The organism is Sporosarcina ureae DSM 2281, assembly GCF_000425545.1.
Classification (GTDB): domain Bacteria; phylum Bacillota; class Bacilli; order Bacillales_A; family Planococcaceae; genus Sporosarcina; species Sporosarcina ureae.
Genome location: NZ_AUDQ01000013.1, coordinates 25,107 through 45,931 on the forward strand (window position 1 = coordinate 25,107; position 20,825 = coordinate 45,931).

General features: G+C 40.2%; 21 protein-coding genes and 3 pseudogenes. 17 read left to right on the top strand and 7 right to left on the bottom strand.

Annotated features, from left to right (window positions below; translation table 11 throughout):
* Positions 1 to 214: 214 nt before the first annotated feature.
* Together H605_RS0112480 and H605_RS18700 are read left to right on the top strand one after the other, a co-directional pair.
* The gene (locus H605_RS0112480; RefSeq protein WP_029054534.1) at positions 215 to 1,051 is read left to right on the top strand and encodes a hypothetical protein; all 837 of its coding nucleotides are present in this window, start codon (positions 215 to 217) and stop codon (positions 1,049 to 1,051) included.
* Positions 1,052 to 1,563: 512 nt separating this feature from the next.
* Positions 1,564 to 2,378 (top strand): annotated as a pseudogene (locus tag H605_RS18700) (GntP family permease); the annotation flags it as partial.
* A gap of 233 nt (positions 2,379 to 2,611) precedes the next feature.
* On the opposite strand, the gene queF reads toward H605_RS18700, so the two are convergent.
* From queF to queC, 3 genes are read right to left on the bottom strand one after another with little or no spacing between them, the layout of a single operon-like run.
* Positions 2,612 to 3,100 carry a preQ(1) synthase gene (queF, locus tag H605_RS0112495; protein WP_029054537.1) on the bottom strand — a complete coding sequence of 163 codons (489 nt, stop codon included), beginning with the start codon at positions 3,098 to 3,100 and terminating at the stop codon, positions 2,612 to 2,614.
* Between the two features lie 14 nt (positions 3,101 to 3,114).
* Complete coding sequence (locus H605_RS0112500) at positions 3,115 to 3,666, bottom strand: VUT family protein (RefSeq protein WP_029054538.1); 552 nt, start codon at positions 3,664 to 3,666, stop codon at positions 3,115 to 3,117.
* Positions 3,666 to 4,331 (bottom strand): 7-cyano-7-deazaguanine synthase QueC, encoded by a 666-nt coding sequence (gene queC, locus H605_RS0112505; RefSeq protein ID WP_029054539.1) that lies wholly within the window; start codon positions 4,329 to 4,331, stop codon positions 3,666 to 3,668. Before queC ends, H605_RS0112500 begins: the two co-directional genes overlap by 1 nt.
* Positions 4,332 to 4,621: 290 nt before the next feature.
* On the opposite strand from queC, the gene H605_RS19580 reads away from it, so the two are divergent.
* The 3 genes from H605_RS19580 (at position 4,622) to H605_RS0112515 (ending at position 5,876) form a co-directional block, all read left to right on the top strand.
* Positions 4,622 to 4,756, top strand: coding sequence for a hypothetical protein (locus tag H605_RS19580; RefSeq protein WP_257788251.1), 135 nt, complete (start codon positions 4,622 to 4,624; stop codon positions 4,754 to 4,756).
* Between the two features lie 58 nt (positions 4,757 to 4,814).
* Positions 4,815 to 5,240 carry a DUF1801 domain-containing protein gene (locus tag H605_RS0112510; RefSeq protein WP_029054540.1) on the top strand — a complete coding sequence of 142 codons (426 nt, stop codon included), beginning with the start codon at positions 4,815 to 4,817 and terminating at the stop codon, positions 5,238 to 5,240.
* An 87-nt stretch (positions 5,241 to 5,327) separates the two neighbouring features.
* A complete protein-coding gene (locus H605_RS0112515; protein WP_029054541.1) occupies positions 5,328 to 5,876 on the top strand; it encodes a DUF7010 family protein in 549 nt (182 codons plus the stop codon).
* 166 nt (positions 5,877 to 6,042) lie between these two features.
* On the opposite strand, the gene H605_RS18705 is transcribed toward H605_RS0112515, so the two are convergent.
* The 3 genes from H605_RS18705 to H605_RS0112530 form a co-directional block, all read right to left on the bottom strand.
* Complete coding sequence (locus H605_RS18705) at positions 6,043 to 6,207, bottom strand: aspartyl-phosphate phosphatase Spo0E family protein (RefSeq protein ID WP_081657933.1); 165 nt, start codon at positions 6,205 to 6,207, stop codon at positions 6,043 to 6,045.
* Between the two features lie 706 nt (positions 6,208 to 6,913).
* Entirely contained in the window at positions 6,914 to 8,179 is a 1,266-nt protein-coding gene (locus H605_RS0112525; protein WP_029054542.1) for an ATP-binding protein, read from the bottom strand.
* 60 nt (positions 8,180 to 8,239) lie between these two features.
* Entirely contained in the window at positions 8,240 to 8,590 is a 351-nt protein-coding gene (locus H605_RS0112530) for a rhodanese-like domain-containing protein (protein WP_369802795.1), read from the bottom strand.
* Positions 8,591 to 8,765: 175 nt separating this feature from the next.
* Here H605_RS0112530 and H605_RS0112535 point away from each other — a divergent pair, with 175 nt between their 5' ends.
* The 5 genes and pseudogenes from H605_RS0112535 (at position 8,766) to H605_RS0112550 (ending at position 15,203) form a co-directional block, all read left to right on the top strand.
* The gene (locus H605_RS0112535; RefSeq protein WP_029054544.1) at positions 8,766 to 9,599 is read left to right on the top strand and encodes a lipoate--protein ligase family protein; all 834 of its coding nucleotides are present in this window, start codon (positions 8,766 to 8,768) and stop codon (positions 9,597 to 9,599) included.
* A gap of 164 nt (positions 9,600 to 9,763) precedes the next feature.
* Positions 9,764 to 10,579, top strand: a pseudogene (locus H605_RS0112540) (ribonucleotide reductase N-terminal alpha domain-containing protein); the annotation flags it as partial.
* Positions 10,580 to 10,653: 74 nt separating this feature from the next.
* Positions 10,654 to 11,532 (top strand): endonuclease domain-containing protein, encoded by an 879-nt coding sequence (locus H605_RS17855; protein WP_037562037.1) that lies wholly within the window; start codon positions 10,654 to 10,656, stop codon positions 11,530 to 11,532.
* 243 nt (positions 11,533 to 11,775) lie between these two features.
* Positions 11,776 to 13,539, top strand: a pseudogene (locus tag H605_RS17860) (vitamin B12-dependent ribonucleotide reductase); the annotation flags it as partial.
* Positions 13,540 to 13,775: 236 nt separating this feature from the next.
* The gene (locus H605_RS0112550) at positions 13,776 to 15,203 is read left to right on the top strand and encodes a carbon starvation CstA family protein (protein ID WP_029054546.1); all 1,428 of its coding nucleotides are present in this window, start codon (positions 13,776 to 13,778) and stop codon (positions 15,201 to 15,203) included.
* A 116-nt stretch (positions 15,204 to 15,319) separates the two neighbouring features.
* Here the strand turns inward: H605_RS0112550 and H605_RS0112555 are convergent, their stop codons facing one another.
* Positions 15,320 to 16,309 carry a DUF1385 domain-containing protein gene (locus H605_RS0112555; protein WP_029054547.1) on the bottom strand — a complete coding sequence of 330 codons (990 nt, stop codon included), beginning with the start codon at positions 16,307 to 16,309 and terminating at the stop codon, positions 15,320 to 15,322.
* Between the two features lie 122 nt (positions 16,310 to 16,431).
* On the opposite strand from H605_RS0112555, the gene H605_RS0112560 reads away from it, so the two are divergent.
* The 7 genes from H605_RS0112560 (at position 16,432) to H605_RS0112595 (ending at position 20,823) form a co-directional block, all read left to right on the top strand.
* Positions 16,432 to 16,857 carry a hypothetical protein gene (locus tag H605_RS0112560; RefSeq protein ID WP_029054548.1) on the top strand — a complete coding sequence of 142 codons (426 nt, stop codon included), beginning with the start codon at positions 16,432 to 16,434 and terminating at the stop codon, positions 16,855 to 16,857.
* A 69-nt stretch (positions 16,858 to 16,926) separates the two neighbouring features.
* Positions 16,927 to 17,367 (top strand): type II 3-dehydroquinate dehydratase, encoded by a 441-nt coding sequence (gene aroQ / locus H605_RS0112565; RefSeq protein ID WP_029054549.1) that lies wholly within the window; start codon positions 16,927 to 16,929, stop codon positions 17,365 to 17,367.
* Positions 17,367 to 18,428, top strand: a complete 1,062-nt coding sequence (locus H605_RS0112570) for a M24 family metallopeptidase (RefSeq protein ID WP_029054550.1) — start codon at positions 17,367 to 17,369, stop codon at positions 18,426 to 18,428. Before aroQ ends, H605_RS0112570 begins: the two co-directional genes overlap by 1 nt.
* Before the next feature lie 24 nt (positions 18,429 to 18,452).
* Entirely contained in the window at positions 18,453 to 19,010 is a 558-nt protein-coding gene (gene efp / locus H605_RS0112575; protein ID WP_029054551.1) for an elongation factor P, read from the top strand.
* Positions 19,011 to 19,300: 290 nt separating this feature from the next.
* Positions 19,301 to 19,510, top strand: a complete 210-nt coding sequence (locus tag H605_RS0112585) for a hypothetical protein (protein ID WP_029054553.1) — start codon at positions 19,301 to 19,303, stop codon at positions 19,508 to 19,510.
* The gene (locus tag H605_RS0112590; protein WP_029054554.1) at positions 19,511 to 19,888 is read left to right on the top strand and encodes a stage III sporulation AC/AD family protein; all 378 of its coding nucleotides are present in this window, start codon (positions 19,511 to 19,513) and stop codon (positions 19,886 to 19,888) included. It begins immediately after the preceding gene.
* Between the two features lie 35 nt (positions 19,889 to 19,923).
* Positions 19,924 to 20,823 carry a stage III sporulation protein AE gene (locus H605_RS0112595; RefSeq protein ID WP_029054555.1) on the top strand — a complete coding sequence of 300 codons (900 nt, stop codon included), beginning with the start codon at positions 19,924 to 19,926 and terminating at the stop codon, positions 20,821 to 20,823.
* Positions 20,824 to 20,825: the final 2 nt, after the last annotated feature.

The window sequence follows — 20,825 nt, forward strand, 5'->3', positions numbered from 1 at the left end:
TTCTGATTATGTGTTATACTGTATAAGTACAAGTAAACAGGACGGCATGCAACAATCCTGCGCAGCTTATTCCGGAAAGGAATGAAGGGCGCATTTTTTTAAATTTGCAAAAAGGATTGTTTTATTTTAATGAAATGACGTGTAGAATCTCACGTAGTTTTAATCAGTTAACTGTAAAGCTTTGATCAAAGAATTTATAGGAGGAGATTTTCTAGTGAATTTAATTAATGAAGAAATTACTCATAACGTGTTTGGTGAAGGAAATATTGTAGAACACGAGGAGTCATTCATCACCGTTGATTTCAATAAAAATCTAAAAAGATTTGTCTATCCGGATGCATTTGAGAATTTTATTACTTTAAACAATCGAAGTATGGCAGAGTCTTTAGAGAAGGTTTTTGTGGAACGGAGAGCAGAAGAGAAAATTCTGGAAAAGAAACGTAAGGAAGAAAAGGCTATCCAGGTGTTAGAACAGCAACGTAGAGAAATATTGAAGAACCACAAAATTCACGAAAGTTCACAAATTGTTTTCTGGTTAGATCAAGAAAGACAGTCAGATGTGTTTACCGATTGGGAAGTATCGACTGGAAGCATTCAAAGCGGGAAGAATAAAGGATTACCTAACCCAGTAACTCGTTTGCGTCCAAACAGTGCAGGTATTCTAACAGTGAGAACTCCTGATCAAGTAGAAACGGAAAGAACTATTCTAGGTCTCTTCATGGTTGGTGACACATTTACTGGAAGCATTGGCGAGGACGGATTGGTCCCTACCCATCCTGAATATAGAATTCAACTTACAGAAGAAGAAGCTGAGAAAATGCTTTTCTGGAATTACTATAGAAATAAAAACTATCCTGACCGTACTTCATGGAACTCTGGTACATTCCGTTACTTTGATAATATTTGGACTGCCCAAATTTTACAAGATATTATCGCATTAAAGACGGATGAAGAACAGATCAAAGAAGCGAAAGAGTTTATGGACTATTTCTGTAAATTGAATGCTATTGACATGAATAATATTCCGGAAGCAGAAGGTGCGTTACGTTAATAAGTGGTATTGCTTTCGCTGAAGTATATTACGAAGTCGTTCATTACACTGTAAGCTGCCAGGTACGAGCACATGATAACTGTGTTGGTACCTGGCAGTTTTTTGTGTATTTCCGTGTAAAATTACGATTTTGTATTCAGTAAAGGTTTATGTGAATTGTTATTTTCACTACCTTCAAAGTAGATTTCATTTTAAATGTTTGAGTCCATACTATATAATTCATTAGATTGAACAAAAAAGCACTAGTTAAACTATTACATATAATTGAAAAACATGGTAAAGGAATGAATGAATATGAGAGAAACCGTAACGGCGATGGATGTCGCTAAGTTGGCGGGCGTTTCACAATCGTCTGTTTCAAGAGTATATTTTCGAAGGGGCATCTGTTTCCGATAAAACTAGGAAACGGGTTCTTGAGGCAGCGATAGAGCTAGGATATCGTCCCAACGTATACGCGAGAAGTCTAATTACAAACCAATCCAAAATTATTGGCCTTGTAATGAAGAGTGTTCAGAATTCATTCAGCTGCACTCGCATTTGGTTCTACAACATTTACAATGACATCTGCAGGATCTCCAGAAATCCAAAACTGGATTCCGATTGAGTTCCTTGGAACAAGTCCGTATGCAGGATGGGGAGTCAGTATCTTCGTAGCAATCTTCATGTTCTTGTTCGGTTATTGGTGGTTGAAGCGAATGATTTCAAAAGCCGTCGCTAATATGCAAAGATCTCTTCCGAATCCGATACTGAGCATGATTCTATTAGTAGTAGTTCTTGGCATCACGTTACTGTTACACAACTATCTCGGTACCTCTGCATTAATTATTTCTTTAAGTGGCGGTATATTGGCCACATTTATTTTGAATAAAAAGTACTTCTAAAACTTTGGACACGCAGTAGGAGAAGGTGCGATGGGTGCAGTAATTGTTATCGCCAATACAGCTGCGGTCGTTGGTTTTGGTGGAGTAGTCAAGGCGACACCGGCTTTCAAAGCTGCAGTAAATGTCATAACCGATATTCCGGGAAGCCCACTGATTGGTGGTGCGCTTGCAGTAGCAGTCATTGCTGGATTGACCGGATCATCGTCAGGTGGATAAGCCATCGCATTACCACTATTGGCGTAGATCCCGAAGCATTGCATCGAACGGTAGCCATATCTTCAAGTTCGTTAGATTCACTTCCTCAAGGAGGATATGTTGTCGCAATAATTCGATCAATTGCTGGTGAAACACATAAAGACGCCTATCCGGCATTTGGAGCATTGTCTGTTGTTGTACCTATTTTAGGTGCTGCAGTGGCGGTTATTCTGTTTACAATTGGACTATAATAATGAAGACCCGACGAGCTAAAACATGATTCGTTGGGTCTTTACATTTCCCAGGTAATGAAAAGCGGTGGAAGTAGATTTATAGTATACATAGGTATGTACATCGCGGTGTTTCAGTTTGTATGGCAGTTATGTATATAAATTAGCTCTGCTTTAATATGAATTTAAGAACGATGGTAAAAATGCCAGACACAGTGACAATTCGGGATTGTCTTCGTGTCTGGCAGTAAAAATTATCTATTATCTATCTTCTCGGGATATATATCATGTTGAAACAGTCTTTCTTTAGCCATTTGTTCAAAATATGTCCCAGGTTTTCCGTAATTACAATACGGGTCAATCGAAATTCCACCTCGCGGGGTGAACTTGGCCCATACTTCTATATATCTTGGCTCCATTAATTTAATTAAGTCTTTCATAATAAGATTTGCACAATCTTCATGAAAACCTGGATGGTTTCTGAAACTGAACATATAGAGCTTTAACGATTTGCTTTCTACCATTTTCACATCAGGAATATATGATATATATATGGTAGCAAAGTCCGGTTGGCCAGTGATTGGACAAAGGCTAGTGAATTCAGGAATATTAAATTTAACAAAATAATCATTGCTTTGATGTTGATTCTCAAATGTTTCTAAAACGTCCGGATCGTATTCGTAGTTATATTTCGTATGTTGATTTCCAAGTAAAGTTAGATTGTTTTCACCGTTAACTGGCATGTTTCATTCCCCTTTTAATGTACTTCCGAAATATTTGTTTCATATATGTTGAACTTAATGACAACTTGTCTAATTCCGCCTGCAACAATTAACTGCATCAATACTTTCGCTACCCATTGCCCTAGTATGGCATAAGGAACTAATTCCCACGGGACAAATTGAAGCCCGAGTGGACCGATACCGATGATCACAAATAAACTAGAGTCTAAAAATCCGGCTACAACACCTGAGAATAATACTCTCTTTACAAAAGGTAATTTAAAGCGTGTATAAATTTCAGTATCTGCCGTTTCTGAAACAATAAAACTAAGCGTACTTGCAAAGACGACCCATAGTGGATCTCCTAAAGAATAACTTGTAAGAGCTGATAATAAGAGTGCGACGCCAATCAATATGTAGGTTTGATGTCTTCCAAATCTATTTTGGACCATATCTCTCATAACAAGTGTCAATCCAATAAACAAGGTACCGTAAGGAATAATTAATGGACCAAGTTCAAGTGGTGCAAATCGTGCTGTAATTACGTTGGCTAGAATGATGGATAATAAATAAATCGCAATTCGGATCATGAGACGTGTTGTCCTTGTAAGTATTTCGCTAGTCCATCATTTCTTAGCTTACAAGCAGGGCATTCTTGGCAACCATCGGCAATCACACCGTTATAGCAAGTTAACGTGTTTTCTCTTACATACTCCAGTCGATTCATTTGATCCGCTAATTCCCAAACTTGCGCTTTGTCTTTCCACATTAAAGGCGTGATCAAATCAAATTGATAGTCCATTGCTAAATTTAATGTTGTATTTAAAGAACGAATAAACGTATCCCGACAATCAGGATATCCACTGAAATCTGTTTCGCTTACACCCGTAATAATTGCATTTGCCCCAACAGTTTTAGCATAGATTGCTGCAAACGAAAGAAATATATGATTCCGCCCTTCTACAAACGTATTGGGTACTCTTCCTTCTTCTGCTTCAATTTGCATGTCGTTTCTGGTCAAGGCGTTCGAAGTTAACTGATTGAGAACGTCCATCTCAATTAATTTTTGTTTTACTCCTAAGTCTTTCGCGATTTTTGTAGCACAATCAACTTCTAACTTATGTCTTTGTCCATACAAAAACGTGACGGTTTCTACTTCGTCGAATTCTTTCATTGCCCATAACAGGCAAGTGGTAGAATCTTGTCCGCCACTAAATACTATAACTGCTTTACTCACTCTACATTCCTCCATAGTTTTGTTTTTAGAGGGGATGGTTACGAACCCTCTGTAATAATCTTAGAATCCTAACTAAATATAGCTAAGACACGTATGATTATTAGTAGTTAAAATATACACTGGAATTGTACTTATCACAAGTAGATTGAGAATTCTGGCTATTACTGGTATATTTAATGACACGTGATACAGATGTAGCTATATTACTATTTCATAACATTTTGTATGAATGCAATAAAAAGGACACTGGTTTACAAGTAGGAAATTGATTTTTCGCTGTACTTGTATACTAGAAAGGCATATGTATGATAATGATGTCAGCGGGACGACAGCGTTATTTATTTCCGATTAATTCAATAGGAGATACCGGTGCCGCCATCCGTAATCGCTCGGGGGTATATGGTCAGTTGCATGAGAAGCAGCAGATAAAAATGAGATAGAAATTAATTCGAACTAGGGATAAATTGACAAAAAACTTTTCAGAACGGAGTGTGCTCGATGTACGAATTAAAAACAAAAGAAACCGATAGTAGTGTCATCGAATTTATTGAGAACATCGATCAGCTTAAAAAACGTGAAGATGCTTTTAAATTAGTAGATATCTTTACTGAAACAACGGGTTATAAAGCAAAAATGTGGGGGCCTAGTATTATAGGGTTTGGAAAATATCATTACAAATACAGTTCTGGTCATGAAGGAGATGCGCCAATCGTTGGTTTTTCTCCACGAAGAGCGAAAATCAGTTTATATTTAACACTTGGAAATGAACAGCGTGAAAAATTATTGAAAGATTTCGGGAAACACACAACAGGTACATCGTGTATATACATCAACAAAGTAGCGGATATAGAAATAGAGATATTAAAGAGCTTAATAGAACAATCTGCTCTCTTTATAAAAGAACTCTATCCAAATCAAGAATAGCTAGGTAGTGGCGTATTTGTAATAGGTGTCATTGCCATTGTTAAGGCATGTTGTTTTACAAGAGAACGGGAAAGGTGGAAGGTTTCCTTGACGATAGATGAAATGAGAAATGATTTATCGATCAAAGGGAGAAATGGGATCTCATTTCTCCTGTCTGCCAGTGTGATATGGGTAATCATTACCGTTATATTTGTGCAGTCGATAGAAATTACTCAGAAAAATATATGGATGCTTTTTTCGACAGGTTTGATGTTTCCGCTCTCAGTTGGTATTTCACATGTGTTAAAGGCCGATTGGAAATATAAACATAATGCCTTAGGAAGTCTAGGGTTATATTTGAATCTAGCACAGATTATCTATTTTCCAATCCTTTTTTGGAGCATGTTACAAAGCCCACATAATGTAGTGATGATCTTTGCCATTATTACAGGAGCCCACTTTTTCGCGTATGGATGGTTGTATAATGCAAAACCTTATTATATCGCGGCTCCGGTTATTGCGATAAGCATAATGTTTTTAGGTCTGTATACAAATGTAGACAATCTATGGCTGATTCCTTTTTCTATGGTAGGCTTTTTATTGATTTTGACCATTACACTTAATATGGACTATAGAAAGACAGTGAAGCGAATGTGAGTTTTTTTGGAAGTAATATCCCACGTGCAATTGTAGATCTATATCTTTTCAAGAGCAACATATGCTGAATGCTCGGATGTTAGAGAATATGAAAAGACAGTTCCAATTTTGGAACTGTCTTTTTGCTCAGAAACTATTGTGGATGTCATAGATTTAATTACTTTAGTTACGAGCAAATCCCTTGTACTTTGTTTAATAAAGTATCCAGGCTATGGCTGCTTTTTACAACGCTTGGATGTGTAAATCCTAAAAATCCGGCCTTCTTATACATTACTATTCTTTTTACTTCAATTCTAAATAACAGAAATTTTCTTTGGGCAGTTTTCATCATATGTATTCCTCCGCAATATATATATTACGCTTCAAATCATGTAGCTGTTTTCTTGCTAGTATAGAAGCAACTTTCTTATCATATACAACGCGAAATGAAAAGTATGTCGCATTTTGACTGACTTTTATATTGTTGTTGAATTGTGACATGAATGTGTATATTAATTGATAATTCAATCAAAAGGAAGAAATTAAAACTCTTTGAATCGGGACTAATATGCATTTAACATCACAAATAAGTACTGAAGATATAAACTATTGTGTTCTATAAAGGTACGGATTACTGTTTAATGTGAAAGAGGGGACTATTGACAAACTAGTTGCGGCTTAATCCAAACATAGAATTTTTTAAATGTGACCAAGAAATACCATATGTAATTACTTAACTGTAATTGGATAAAAATCAATAAAACAATTAGTGATTCAGAGTAAAAAATAGATAAATAAAAAGAGACTGGGACATAACTATCTCACCCCGTTTCCCTGCACTCCGAAAGGCACGCTTTCCGAGGGGCGTGGCTTGAGCCGCTTCCTTCGCTTTGCTCCGTCCAGGGTCTCAAGACGCACGCTGATCCCTCAGGAGTCGGCCTTTCTCCGTTCCAGTACACTCTGATACTCTAAAAAATATTTACTGATAAGAACAGAAAAAAAGCGTAAAGGACATTCCCCTTACGTTTTTTCTGTTCTGTCCTAATCTCTTTTGCGTTTTAATAACCGATTGTCGAATCGGTCTCCCAATCATGCCGAGTAGCTTGTCTGTGCTGTTTCTGCAGCTGGCGGATCCGTTCTTCGTATTGAATGTTCGCCTCATAATGGTAGGTAAGTGCAATCGACATATATAGTTCGTTCAGTTGTGATACCGAAAGGCCTTTTGTCTGCTTCGCTATTGCTTCAACTTGTTCTGTAGACAATATCTTTTTACGATCCAGCTTTTCCATGTATAGCTTACGAACTGCTTGTTTCGGAGATTTGATTTCATATGTGCTGTCAAAGCGGCCAGCTCGGTTAATAAGGGCAGGGTCGATACGTTCGGGGTAATTGGTCGTCCCGATGATGAATAAGCCGTCACGGACATGCACGCCATCCAAGATGTTTAGAAATGTGCTTCTCATATGTTCCGGCATGGAGTCGATATCTTCAATTACGAGAATGGCGGGTGCCAAGCGTTCGACTGTATTGAACACTTCCTGTACCGAATGACTCCCTGTAAATTCCGTGATTTGCCAGTAGACGACAGGTGCGTCGGTTGTACCAGTGATAGAACGAACGAGCGTCGTTTTGCCGTTACCGGGAGATCCATAGAGCAAAATCCCTCGTTTATACGGCAGACCGTATTCTTTAAAGAAAGCGCCGCCATCTCGGAAGAATTCATCTATAGAACGGAATAGATCGTTTTTTAAATTTTCATCTAGTAGGACGTCACTACGCTCAATTTGTGTGCCAGCGCCATACGTCTTTTTCTCTATGCCTTCTTCGGTGTCCACTAAATACGTAATATTCGTTTTCATCGCTTCCCGCTGTAATTGATTCAATGCTTCGATGAAATTTTTCACGTGAGTGGCAGATGGAGCGAATACAGTGTGTTCCGACCAAGTGGAACCTGTTGCGACATAATAGCTGATATTTGCGATAGCGATTTGATGCTCTGGAAAGAATAGTAACTGATTGTCGATTGTTTCCGCGTCTTGTAGAGAAAACGCAGTAGTAGATTCGTCTTGCTGGATCTTTTGTGTCGGTAATGTGGCGTATATATGACTTAATGATTCGTAAGGCAATTGTTTGCGATGAATCAACTCAGGGAGCATGGTTTCTGTGTAAGAAGTGAATTCATCTACTTGGATAATTTGCCAATCTGCAGGTGAACGTCGCTGAAGTGAGTCTAGAATTGCTTCAATAACAACGCCATAATATTGATAATGTGTCAGCTTTTCGTACTGTGCTGACTGAAGTGGAATTAAAAAAGATGGTTTCATTAATAGAACACTCTCCTTATAAATAAGTAGATCCTCCTTTTAAAGGAGGATCTATGATAATTATTTGGTTTTGATTTTACCTGACCACTGTTTAAATCCACCGCGTAGCTGATAGATTTCTGTACAACCTTTTTTCTTCAAGAATAACGCAGCACGGCCTGTACGGCTTGTGTTTTGATCATAAAGATATATAGGTTTATCGGGGCGGATTTCCTTATAGCGTTGTGAAAACTGTGTAAATGGAATATTACGCGCACCTAAAATATGTCCAGCATCGAAATCTTTTGGTTCGCGCACATCGATCAATTGTGCTTTGCGATATCCTTTAATAAACTCTTCTTGCGTCAGACTGGTCAATGCTTTTCCGACCCGTATGTATGTAATGACGAAATACAAAATGATCGCGAGCACAGCTGCTCCCAAAATATAATAACTCAAAAAAACTTCCCCCTTTATCAATATCTCTATTATAAAGATTATGTGGCATCAGTTCAATCCTAATGATAAAATGAAATGCGTTATTGTTTTTTTCATTGACGATTTCCTATACTATAAGTGGAGTATTAAAGACGAGGGAGAATAGATTATGACAAAAGCAGTATGGCATTATGTAGACTCTGGAAAATGTAGTCCTTCCTTCAATATGGCGCTGGATGAAGCGCTTCTTGACTTACATAGCAGAGGAGAAATCGGACCCGTTCTACGCTTTTATGAGTGGGAACCCGCTACTTTATCCATCGGGTATTTCCAGCGTATTGAAAAAGATATTGATATGGAGAAAGTGCAAGAATTGGGACTCGGATTTGTCCGTAGACCAACAGGGGGCCGCGGTGTCCTGCATGAACATGAGCTTACATACAGTGTAATTGTTAGCGAGCAGTATCCCAATATGCCAGAAACCGTAACAGAAGCATACCGTGTAATTTCTGGTGGATTGCTGCAAGGTTTCCGTAATCTTGGACTTCAGGCGGAGTTCTCGATTCCAGATAAAGACATCACGGAGCAATTACGAAGCCCGAAGAGCGGTGTTTGTTTTGATGCACCGAGCTGGTATGAACTCGTAGTCGAAGGGAAGAAGGTTGCTGGCAGTGCGCAAACACGTCAAAAAGGCGTGATATTACAACACGGAGCAATTTTGATGAGCTTGGATGTCGATAAATTAACATCTATTTTCACGTATTCATCACCTGCACTGAAAGAACGTGTACGTAGAACGTTGCCAGATCGCGCAATTGCGATTGACCGATTGACGGATCGAGAGATTTCAGTGGAGGAATGCAAACAAGCCTTTTCCAAAGGATTTGAAACGTCACTCGATATCGTATTGGAACCGCTAGAATTAACACCTGAACAGCTCGCTTTGGTTCATCAGATTGAGAAAGAGAAATATGCGAATAATGACTGGAATTTTAAAAAATAAAATTGGTCCTTTTGTTTTATTTTTTTTGTCAAAATGTCGCGATATCAATGATTTACTGTTTTGGAAGAGTAAGTGGCGATTGATATAACATTCAATATGTAGTAGATTATTTAATAAGACAAACACTATATATAGTGTTTGTAGCGTTATGAGGAGGATGTTACATGGTTACGATGTCGAAGCAAGGCGAACCGATGCTCGATAAACAACAGTTGAATGAGGATATTGCGCAGTTCCCTCAAGTTCACCCGGTTACGGAGGATATGAAGCTAACTCATAGTGGAGTATCCCGTCTAGTAATGATCGATCGGTATTCATTTAAAGATATGGAAAAGAAGACACTGAAAGAGGGCGATTTTGTCGTTCTAACAGTGAGAGAAGATCCAAAGTTCCCCGCTCGAGGGTTAGGGTATATTATGACCCTTGATACAGAGAACGGAAAAGCAGATATCTGGATCGAACCAGAATATCGTTCATCAATTGACGATATGGACGAGCAGCAAAAAGGTATTATCACACGTCCCCTTGATGTGTTAGAGAAGCCACTGGAAGTGTTTTACGAGCAAATTGCGAAACGTAATGCGACCGGACTTGCTTCTGTTGAAAAGACGGAAGATCGAAAAGCGCAGTCGTATAACATGTTTTATGATCAGTTAAAGGCATTGAACTTCATTCCGGCTGGTCGTGTGCTGTATGGCGCAGGATCGGATACGGATGTCACATTCTTTAACTGTTATGTGATGCCGTTTGTACCCGATTCCCGTGAAGGGATTTCCGATCACCGTAAGCAAGTGATGGAAATCATGAGTCGTGGTGGCGGTGTAGGAACAAACGGTTCGACATTGCGTCCACGCAACACATTGGCGCGTGGTGTCAACGGTAAGTCATCAGGATCGGTTTCTTGGTTGGATGATATTGCGAAGTTGACTCATTTGGTTGAGCAGGGCGGATCAAGACGTGGTAAAAAGAAGTGCCTCGTCTATAAATAAACCTCGTGAATTGCTGGGATATCTTTATCGCTTAACATCCAATAAATTTAATAAGGGTGTTACTAGTGAAAAAATATGATGCTAAAGTTGAACAGAAGTGTCAAGTTTGTGGACTCGTATTCCCACATAACAAGCAAGGAAGATTCACATCGCATCTTTTATCAAATCATTACTTAAGTTTAGATGAATATTTATTAATCCATTTCTATGATGAGAATGTTTTAAAGTGTTCTTACCAGTTTTGTGATAAGTTGGTTCAATTACGAAGGGGTGTTCCGAAAAAATACTGCAGTAGGTCATGTGGTGGAAAAGGATTACCGTTAGAATGCCATATATGTTTTAAGAAGTTTGAGGCATCAAATAGAAAAACAAAAACATGCGGTCCGAAATGTGCCAAAATCTTAAAGTCCAACAGCATAATTGACTGGCATAAAACTATGACCGCTGAAGATAAATTGAAGCATTTTGAAAAAATAATTTCTAAAACGGCAAAAACTCGTAAGAAAAATGGAACACCATCATGGAATAGTGGAAAGACTGGCATCTATACAGAAGAGACAATTGAAAAAATCAGAGCAGCTACTCTAAGACAATTAGAAAACCATTCATTTCAAAAAACAAAAATTGAGAAATTGATGGAGGCGTATCTGATATCTTTGAAAGTGAATTATAAATATTCATTTATTCTAGATAAAAGACAATTTGATTTTTTCTTAAAAGATTATAATTTGATCATTGAATGCGATGGGGACTACTGGCATGCAAATCCTAAATTTTATCCAAGACCTGCAATCTGGCAATTAGAAAGAATTCAAATTGATTTGCTTAAAGATCAAATTGCTAGAAGAAATGGATATGAGATAAAACGTTTTTGGGAAGATGACATTCTGAATAATTTTGAAATAGTGAAAGACATCATAAATGACTTGTTGGCTACAACGTGACTGGAAACGGTGAGCGTGAATGCTTGAAAACAACAAGTGGTTAAAGACAATCAGCAGCCAAGCCTCTAAAGCGAATGTTATGAGGAAGGTTCAACGACCATCGAAAGCATGCAAACAGCATAAGCGAGTAGAGTAGGGTTCAAGCGAACTCGAAGTGCGAGGACACCCCTAGAAGGTGTAAGATATGGTCTGAACTCTATGGTGACATAGAGAGTTGATGTAGCGTATCAACGTAACATAATGGCTCAAATGATCATGTTATCAAACTGGCACCCGGACATTTATGAATTCATCATCTCCAAAATGCAGAATCCGCGAATTTTGCGCTATTTGATCGAAAACACAGAAGATGAAATGATTAAAAAGCTGGCCAATGAGAAATTGAATTTCAAACCTTTGACAGCACAAGAAGAAGCGATGTATCAAGGCATCACAAACTATAAACAAATCCCAGGTCAAGGTGGTTTTAACGCAGCGATTATCCGTGACGCTGAGCTGAAGCTTCAGGATGGTGGAACGTACACCGTTCATAATTCGGAATTCCTGACAGGAGCGAATATTTCCGTAACCTTAACGGATGATTTCATGAAAGCGGTGGAAGAAGACGCGGATTACGACTTACGTTTCCCGGCAGTTGAAAATTACTCACCTGAACAAATGAAGTATTATAATGAACAGTGGCATGAAGTTGGCGACGTACGCGAATGGGAACGTCAAGGTCACGAAGTTCGTGTTTATCGTACGATCAAAGCTCGCGCACTATGGGATTTAATTAATATCTGTGCTACGTATTCAGCGGAACCAGGCATTTTCTTCATTGATAATGCGAATGACGACACGAATGCGAAAGCGTACGGACAGCAAGTTGTAGCAACGAATCCGTGTGGGGAACAACCACTTGCACCCTATTCTGTCTGTAATTTAGCTGCTGTCAATCTTGCGGAGATGGCAGACAAAAATACGAAGACGGTTAATTTTGAAAAGCTGAGAGAGACGGTACGGACTGGTGTACGTATGCAAGATAACGTCATTGATGCTACACCGTACTTCCTTGAAGAAAATAAAGTACAAGCTCTTGGCGAACGCCGTGTAGGTCTAGGTGTTATGGGACTTGCAGATCTTCACATCTACTGTGAAAAAGAGTACGGCTCGCCTGAAGGAAATCAATTAGTGGATGAAGTATTTGAAGCCATTGCAACAACTGCTTACCGCGAGTCGATTGAATTGGCGAAAGAAAAAGGAAGCTTCCCGTTCCTAATTGGTAAAACGGATGAAGAAACGAAAGCATTACGTCATGCTTTCATTAATTCTGGCTTTATGAAGCGCATGCCGGAAGATATCCGCGAAGCGATTGTGGAATATGGAATCAGAAACTCCCATTTACTAACAGTTGCACCAACTGGATCCACTGGAACAATGGTAGGAGTTTCAACTGGATTAGAACCTTATTTCTCATTCACATACTACCGTAGTGGACGTCTGGGTAAATTCATTGAAGTAAAAGCAGCGATTGTAGAGGAGTATTTGCAGGCTAATCCTGATGCAGATCCGAACAACTTGCCTGAGTGGTTTATTTCTTCAATGGAACTAGCACCAGAAGCGCATGCCGATGTACAATGCATCATTCAGCGCTGGATCGATAGCTCTATCTCTAAAACGGTTAACGCGCCACGTGGCTATACAGTGAAACAAGTTGAGAGTGTGTATGAGAGATTGTATAAAGGCGGAGCAAAAGGCGGTACAGTATACGTCGACGGTAGCCGTGATGCACAAGTTCTGACTCTGAAAGCGGAAGATAATATTCCGGATACAGAAGAAGTAGTCGAAGTGACAGAACAGCCGAAAGTAGTGCTTGTCAATACAATTCAAGCATTGCGTTCCACAAACGTCACGATCGGTTCAGAAGTGGGCGACACATGCCCGGTTTGCCGACAAGGTACAGTAGAAGAAATAGGTGGATGTAACACATGTACGAATTGCCAAGCGCAATTGAAGTGTGGATTATAATTAAATAGTAGGAAAGGTCCCGAATGCTTATATAAGCATTCGGGCTTTTTATGTATAGAAAAGTAAAAGTTTGCAATCTCATTCACTTGAAATTTAATGTACTCATAATAAGTAGAATTATTTTAAAAATCTATGTTGATATAATTTTCAAACTATTATATACTAAATTAAAAATTGTTTGATTTATTAGTAATCAATCAGACAAATACATTAAGAGACGAGAAAGAAGGGATTTTATGCTAACATTTTTATCATCTATCGTCTTGCTAATTATAGGTTACCTAACGTATTCGAAAGTGGTCGAAAAGGTATTTGTGATTGATGATGCAAGAAAAACTCCCGCTTATACACAAGCTGATGGGATGGATTACGTGCCAATGAGCTGGTGGAAAGGTTGGCTGATCCAATTATTGAACATCGCAGGGTTAGGGCCGATATTTGGGGCGATTGCAGGTGCGTTATATGGACCTGTTGCGTTCATTTGGATTGTGTTCGGTAGTATTTTTGCAGGAGCTGTCCATGATTACTTTTCTGGAATGTTATCACTGAAACACGGGGGTGCACAATTTCCTAAAGTAGTAGGAGAGTATTTAGGCGATATCGCTAGACGTTTCATCAATGTAATTTCAATTGTGTTAATGGTTCTTGTGGCGGCTGCCTTTACTGCGGGGCCGGCACAACTTATTTCATCCATTACACCGCTATCATTTATAGTGTCTCTTCTCATTATCTTTGGTTACTTCGTATTGGCAGCCATTTTGCCGATCAATAAAATTATAGGTCGTTTATATCCAGTGTTTGGAGTGGTTTTGATCGTTATGGCAGTTGGAATTGGTGGCGCTTTGTTATTTGGCCCTGAAAAAATTCCGAATTTAACTTTGCAGAACTTACATCCTGGAGAATTGCCAATTTGGCCATTGCTAATGGTGACGATTTCTTGTGGAGCGATCTCTGGTTTCCACTGTACGCAAAGTCCGATTGTTTCCAGAACGATGAAGAAAGAGTCGGAAGGCCGTAAAGTATTTTATGGCGCAATGATCGCGGAAGGGGTCATCGCGATGGTTTGGGCTGCAGCTGGTATGACATTCTTTGGTGGCACAGCGGGGTTGCAAGGTGCTCTAGCTGCCGGTGGTCCAGCAGGTGCGGTGAATGAAATCTCGAGCACATTGCTTGGTTCGTTTGGTGGGATGTTAGCTATTTTAGGTGTTATTATTTTGCCAATTACAACGGGCGATACAGCCCTTCGTTCAGCTCGGATGATTTTCACAGAAGCGACATCTAAGTGGTTGAATCCTAATAAAAAATGGGTGATTCTTGCTACGACATTGCTGTTAGGTGTACCTATGTTCTATCTATCGACGATCGATTATTCGTTCTTGTGGCGTTATGTTGGTGGGACAAATCAATTAGTAGCGGCCGTTATGCTCTGGACCGCAACGTCTTTCTTAATAAGGGAAAGACGGGCACATTGGATTGCAGGAGTTCCTGCGATGTTCATGACCGCAGTCGTCGTGACGTACTGGATGTATGCTCCTGAAGGTTTGCATCTTGACTACGCTGTATCGGTAGGCACTGGAATCGTAGTATCAAGTGCGCTCGGTGTGTTTTACGTACTGAAAGTTATTCAATCGAAACAAGTCCCGGTTATTGTAAGCGAACAATAAAAAGAAAGGGCCTTTAGCGAATACGCTAAGGGCCCTTTTTACGCAATTATAAACGTTTGTAGAAAAGTAAGAGCCTCGAACATGTACAAAAATACATTCGAGGCTCTTTGTTAATATTATGAAAGAAGGGGTTTCGGATCATTCGTTTCTTCTGTATCTATCGCGATTTGAGGATTCAACACACCTACTCCGTGTTCTTCCACTTCCAATAATTTTTCGAAAGAAGCAATCGCAACTTCTACTTGCTTGTCGTCAGGCTCTTTTGTAGTCAGTAATTGCAACCAAAGTCCAGGATAGCCTAGATATCGAAGTACCGGTACGTTGCGCACTGCATTCGTCAATTGTAATACTTCAAATGACACGCCGAGCACTACAGGAATCAATAAAATCCGATTGAGGACGCGCAACCAAAGTGGATCGGTTGGAACTAAGAAATAGATGAACATTCCAACGATCACCGTAAACAAAATGAAACTACTGCCGCAGCGATAATGCAATCGAGATTGTGACTGTACGTTTTCTACTGTCATTTCCATATTACTCTCGTAGTTATTGATGACTTTATGCTCTGCTCCGTGATATTGGAAAACACGTTTGATCAGCGGCGTCATAGAAATTAATCCAATATACGTTAGCAACAAGAACAGTTTAAAGAAGCTTTCAATCATAATTTGTGCTGTTTTGCTAGGTGCTACGGATTGGAATAACTCTGCTAAGAAAACAGGAACGAGTGTAAAGACGAACTTACCAAAAATAAATGATAGCACTCCGACAGCCGCCACTCCAAGAATCATTACGAGTTTCGACGTCTCTTCTTCTTTAGCATGTTCCTCTTCTTCACCAGGCATCACGTCGTAGCGATCACTCGCAAACGTTAAATGCTTAGAACCATTACCGGCCGATTCAATTAATGCGACGATGCCGCGGATTAATGGAATCTTTTTTAATTTAGTGCGTACAGGATGTGATTCTCTCGGTACGTGGTAGTACTCGATCGTATCATCTTTCCGGCGAATTGCTGTTACCGTATCTTTCTTTCCACCGAACATTACACCTTCTATAAGTGCTTGACCTCCGTATGCTGGAGGAGTTTTCTGTTGGCTCATAACATACCCACGCTTTCTGTCGTAAGAAACGATATTCCTATTGTACTAAAAAAAGTGAAGTTGCACCATTGAGATGTTTAAAAATGTGTAAATAACCCGACACTGGAATGGGAGGTATTGTTATGAAAATTACTACAACGCATGTCTGGACAGCTATTATGGCTGCGGTACTATCTATAATTTCACTGAAATTCCTACAAGTTTTTAAATTTATAAAGTGGTCGCCGATTGGCTGGACTAAAAAACTTCATATGTTTACGACGTTTCCTGGTTGGTTCAAGTGGGTGCTATTAGGGGTGATCTGCTTTTTGCTGTTCTTTATCCTGTACTTTATTGCGCGTTTGACGTTTAAGGTACCACCGACTCTATCTTCACTGATCGTCACAATCATTGTGATTATATTCATTGAATGGATGATCCACGTTAAAGCGGATTTGACGATGACACAATTCATTAAAAAAATATCGATACCATTTGCTTGTCTGTTTGCGATGATCTTCCGTTTTGTCATTGGAACATCTGTCTACATGAAAAAAACGTTCGGCTAGAACAGTATTAGTATGTCCTGCTAACTCATTGTGCTAGAATAGGAAGAAAAATGAGTGGGAGGGGATTAAATGGAACTATTGCTCTTAAATGGTCCAAACTTAAACCGGCTAGGCAAAAGAGAACCGGATATTTACGGTGCAGAGACACTTGCGGATATAGAAGGCCGAATTCAGCGTATGGCAAATGAATCGGGCATCACGCTCTCATGCTTTCAATCCAATATAGAAGGCGAGCTTATCAACTACATTCATGATGCAGGAGATCGGGAAATTGATGGGATCATCTTTAATCCGGGCGCATTTACACACTACAGCATTGCGCTTCGTGACGCGATCGCTTCTATTTCCGTACCGGTAATTGAAGTCCATATCTCAAACATACATACTCGCGAAGAGTTCCGACACACGTCTGTCATTGCGCCTGTAGCGGCAGGACAACTTTGTGGTTTTGGAACAGCGGGCTACGATCTCGCCTTCCAAGCGTTTTTGTTAAAACGAGAGGAGAGATAATCTTGAAACTAGAGAAATTAAGAAAATTATTGAAGGAACAGCAACTAGATGCATTAGTCATCACAAATCCTTACAATCGTCGCTATATGACGAACTTCACGGGATCTGCAGGGACTGCGATTGTTTCGCAAGATGATGCAGTGTTCATTACGGATTTCCGATACATGGAGCAAGCCAATGACCAACTGTCTGGCTATCGCATTGTCCAGCACACGGGCACGATGATTCAGGAAGTTGCGAATCAAGTGAAAGAAATGAAGATCGAGACACTTGGCTTTGAAAAAGAAGATCTTAGCTACAGCCAGTTTGAAGTGTATACCGAACATGTAAAAACAAAACTAGTGCCAGTCGCTGGTTTAGTAGAGAAGCTGCGTTTAATCAAGACACCAGAAGAAGTTACAGTATTAAAGCAAGCGGCGGCAATCGCAGACGCGGCATTCGTCTATATTTGTTCGGTCATCCAAGCAGGTAAAACGGAGTTGGAAATCGCTAATGAATTGGAATTTTTCATGCGAAAACAAGGCGCGACTTCCTCTTCATTTGACATAATTGTCGCTTCTGGTGAAAGAGGGGCTTTACCACATGGGGTAGCATCTGATAAAGTGATTGAGACTGGTGATTTAGTTACAATGGATTACGGAGCCCTCTATAATGGGTATATCTCTGATATTACGAGAACAGTTGCGATCGGCGAGCCTTCTGCTAAACTTCGTGAAATCTATGAAGTCACGTTACGCGCACAAGAACTGGGTGTAGAACAGATCAAGCCTGGCATGACAGGTATCGAAGCCGACGCCATTACACGCGATTATATCAAGTCTAAAGGCTATGGTGAAGCATTCGGTCATTCAACGGGTCACGGGATCGGCATGGAAGTTCACGAAGCTCCAGCCTTATCGTTCCGCTCTAAAACAGTGCTAGAACCGAATATGGCAGTAACAGTGGAACCGGGAATCTATCTTCCTGGTATAGGCGGCGTGCGTATTGAAGATGATATACTGATCACAGAAACAGGTAATGAACGTTTGACAAAGTCTACTAAAGAACTGCTTATTTTATAATCGCTTAAAATTGGAGGAATACGAATGATTTCAGTAAACGAATTTCGTACAGGACTAACAATCGAAGTTGATGGTGACATTTGGCGTGTAATGGATTTCCAACACGTAAAACCAGGTAAAGGTGCAGCATTCGTTCGCTCGAAACTGCGTAATCTTCGCTCAGGAAACGTCAACGAAAAGACATTCCGTGCGGGAGAAAAAGTAGAGAAAGCACAAATTGACAACCGTAAAATGCAGTATTTATATGCTGACGGAGATATGCACGTATTTATGGATAACGAATCATACGAGCAGATCGAACTATCTGAAAAGCAACTTGAATATGAACTGAAGTTCTTGAAAGAGAACATGGAAGTTCATGTGATCACGTATAAAGAAGAAGTACTGGGCGTTGAATTGCCAGTAACAGTTACGCTTGAAGTAGCTGAAACAGAGCCTGGGATCAAAGGTGACACAGCTAGTGGCGGTTCTAAGCCAGCTAAGATGGAAACTGGCGTTGTCGTACAGGTGCCATTCTTTGTTAACCAAGGTGACATGTTGATCATCAACACAGAAGAAGCGGAATACGTTTCCCGCGCATAATGAAATACGTATCGAAGGTGTCCCAGTAATGGGGCATCTTTTTTTGCGTGGAATTAAGTTTAAGGTCAAAAGCACATTCTTTAGACAAAGTAAGTTAGTGGAGAGTACGAGGGGATTGAAGCTCCAGTTGGGGACGCTTTCCGTGGGAGAACATCTATTGCACTTAAAATCCCCACCCCAACACAAACTCCTCCCTAGCTCTTTCAATCCACAATGTCCTCTATACTTTTTAATTTTGCATATCTCCGATCCAAGCTTCATAGAGTGGACTATGGAGGAGGCGTAGCGGGATGGAACTGAATGATTTATTGCGCATCGCCGGCGTCGGATTGGTGATAGGGGTACTTCACGTGTTCTTCGAGCAAACAGGCAAGAAGGAGTTCTCATTTTTCCTATTTTTCTTAGCATACCTGTACATCTCGATCGAGTTGCTGATGTTCCTCAGAATATTCTTCACAGAGATCACGGAATTCTTTAGCTGGCTATCCATGGCGATGTAAATGGCAATTCTCTTTCAATTATTTGTCGTGTATCTCTTGCTACTTTTGCTTTCATTTGCTGCACCTGCCCTGCATCCTATTCTGTATACCGCACTGTTCTTACTGGTCACGGTGTATGTATTGTTCACGGTCCTTGTACCTTTCGGGTCGACATTGTTAGCGTTGACGGATAAGTTACCGTCGCCTTATGCGACACTGCTAGTGGTGAGTGCAGGTCTGTATTATGTAGCAGATGTACTGTCGCTTCAGATGAAAGACGAAGGGTACGGGGCATACGGGCAGCTGTTTCAAACCAGCATGAAAGTAGTCATCATGACATTGTGGCTGCCGTATATCACGCAATTGATCGAGACGATTCACGCGTTCATTCCCTGGTGAACGAATCCTAACATTAATGAATGGACGAGGCATCTATGCTGAATTTTCTGCAGGAAAGTATTGCGGGCATCATCGGACCATTTTTCTTGTTGCTCATTATGTTGCTCATTGCTTCTCTTGTCGATTTCTTTCTTCCAGCGTTTCAAAAGTGGACGAGGTTTCTGTTGCTCATCCTCATTTTAGTATTGTTAATTGAACCGGCTAGGGAAAGTTTCGAACAGATCCAAGTCATCACACATACGATTGCTTCTTTATTCCTTGGAATGTACCCGCTCATTGCGGCGATGATTTTGGCATCCGGAGCAACGTTTGGCGTTTTGAATTTCCAACCCGCTATGTTGTTATTTGCGCAAGGGGCTGTCGTTTTTGCAGATAAGTTCCTGTTGCCAGTGCTATTGACGGCGCTATTGTTCGACATCTTTACGCGGTTGGTGCCAGAAATTGCCTTCACGAGAATGGCGGATTTATTGCGTACGTCATTGCTTGCGTTTGTTTCTGCCATGGTTGCAGCGTATTCCATTTTCATTACAGCGGGTGGTGCGTTGTCTTGGACGATGAACGGAGCTTTGAATGAGCCGTTAAAAGAGCTGATTAAGAATAATATTCCTGTCATTGGTTCATTGTTGACCGATACACTTGGATCGATCGGCCGTTATTCTTCCGGTGCCACGGCTTATATGAGTATTTGGCTGCTCGTATCCATCTGGACGGTTGCGCTATTGCCGGCGGTTAGGATTCTATGTATTGCCTTTTTATTCAGGTGGACGGCGGCAATCATCGAACCGTTTTCGCAAAAGGAAGTATGCGGGTTACTGGACGATATTGGCCGTACGTTGTTTGTGTTATGCGCCATTTCGTTTTTGCTGACATTCGCTTTCATCTATACGACGATTTTCATTGTGACGTTCATTAAACTCATGACGTTCGGGAAATGAGG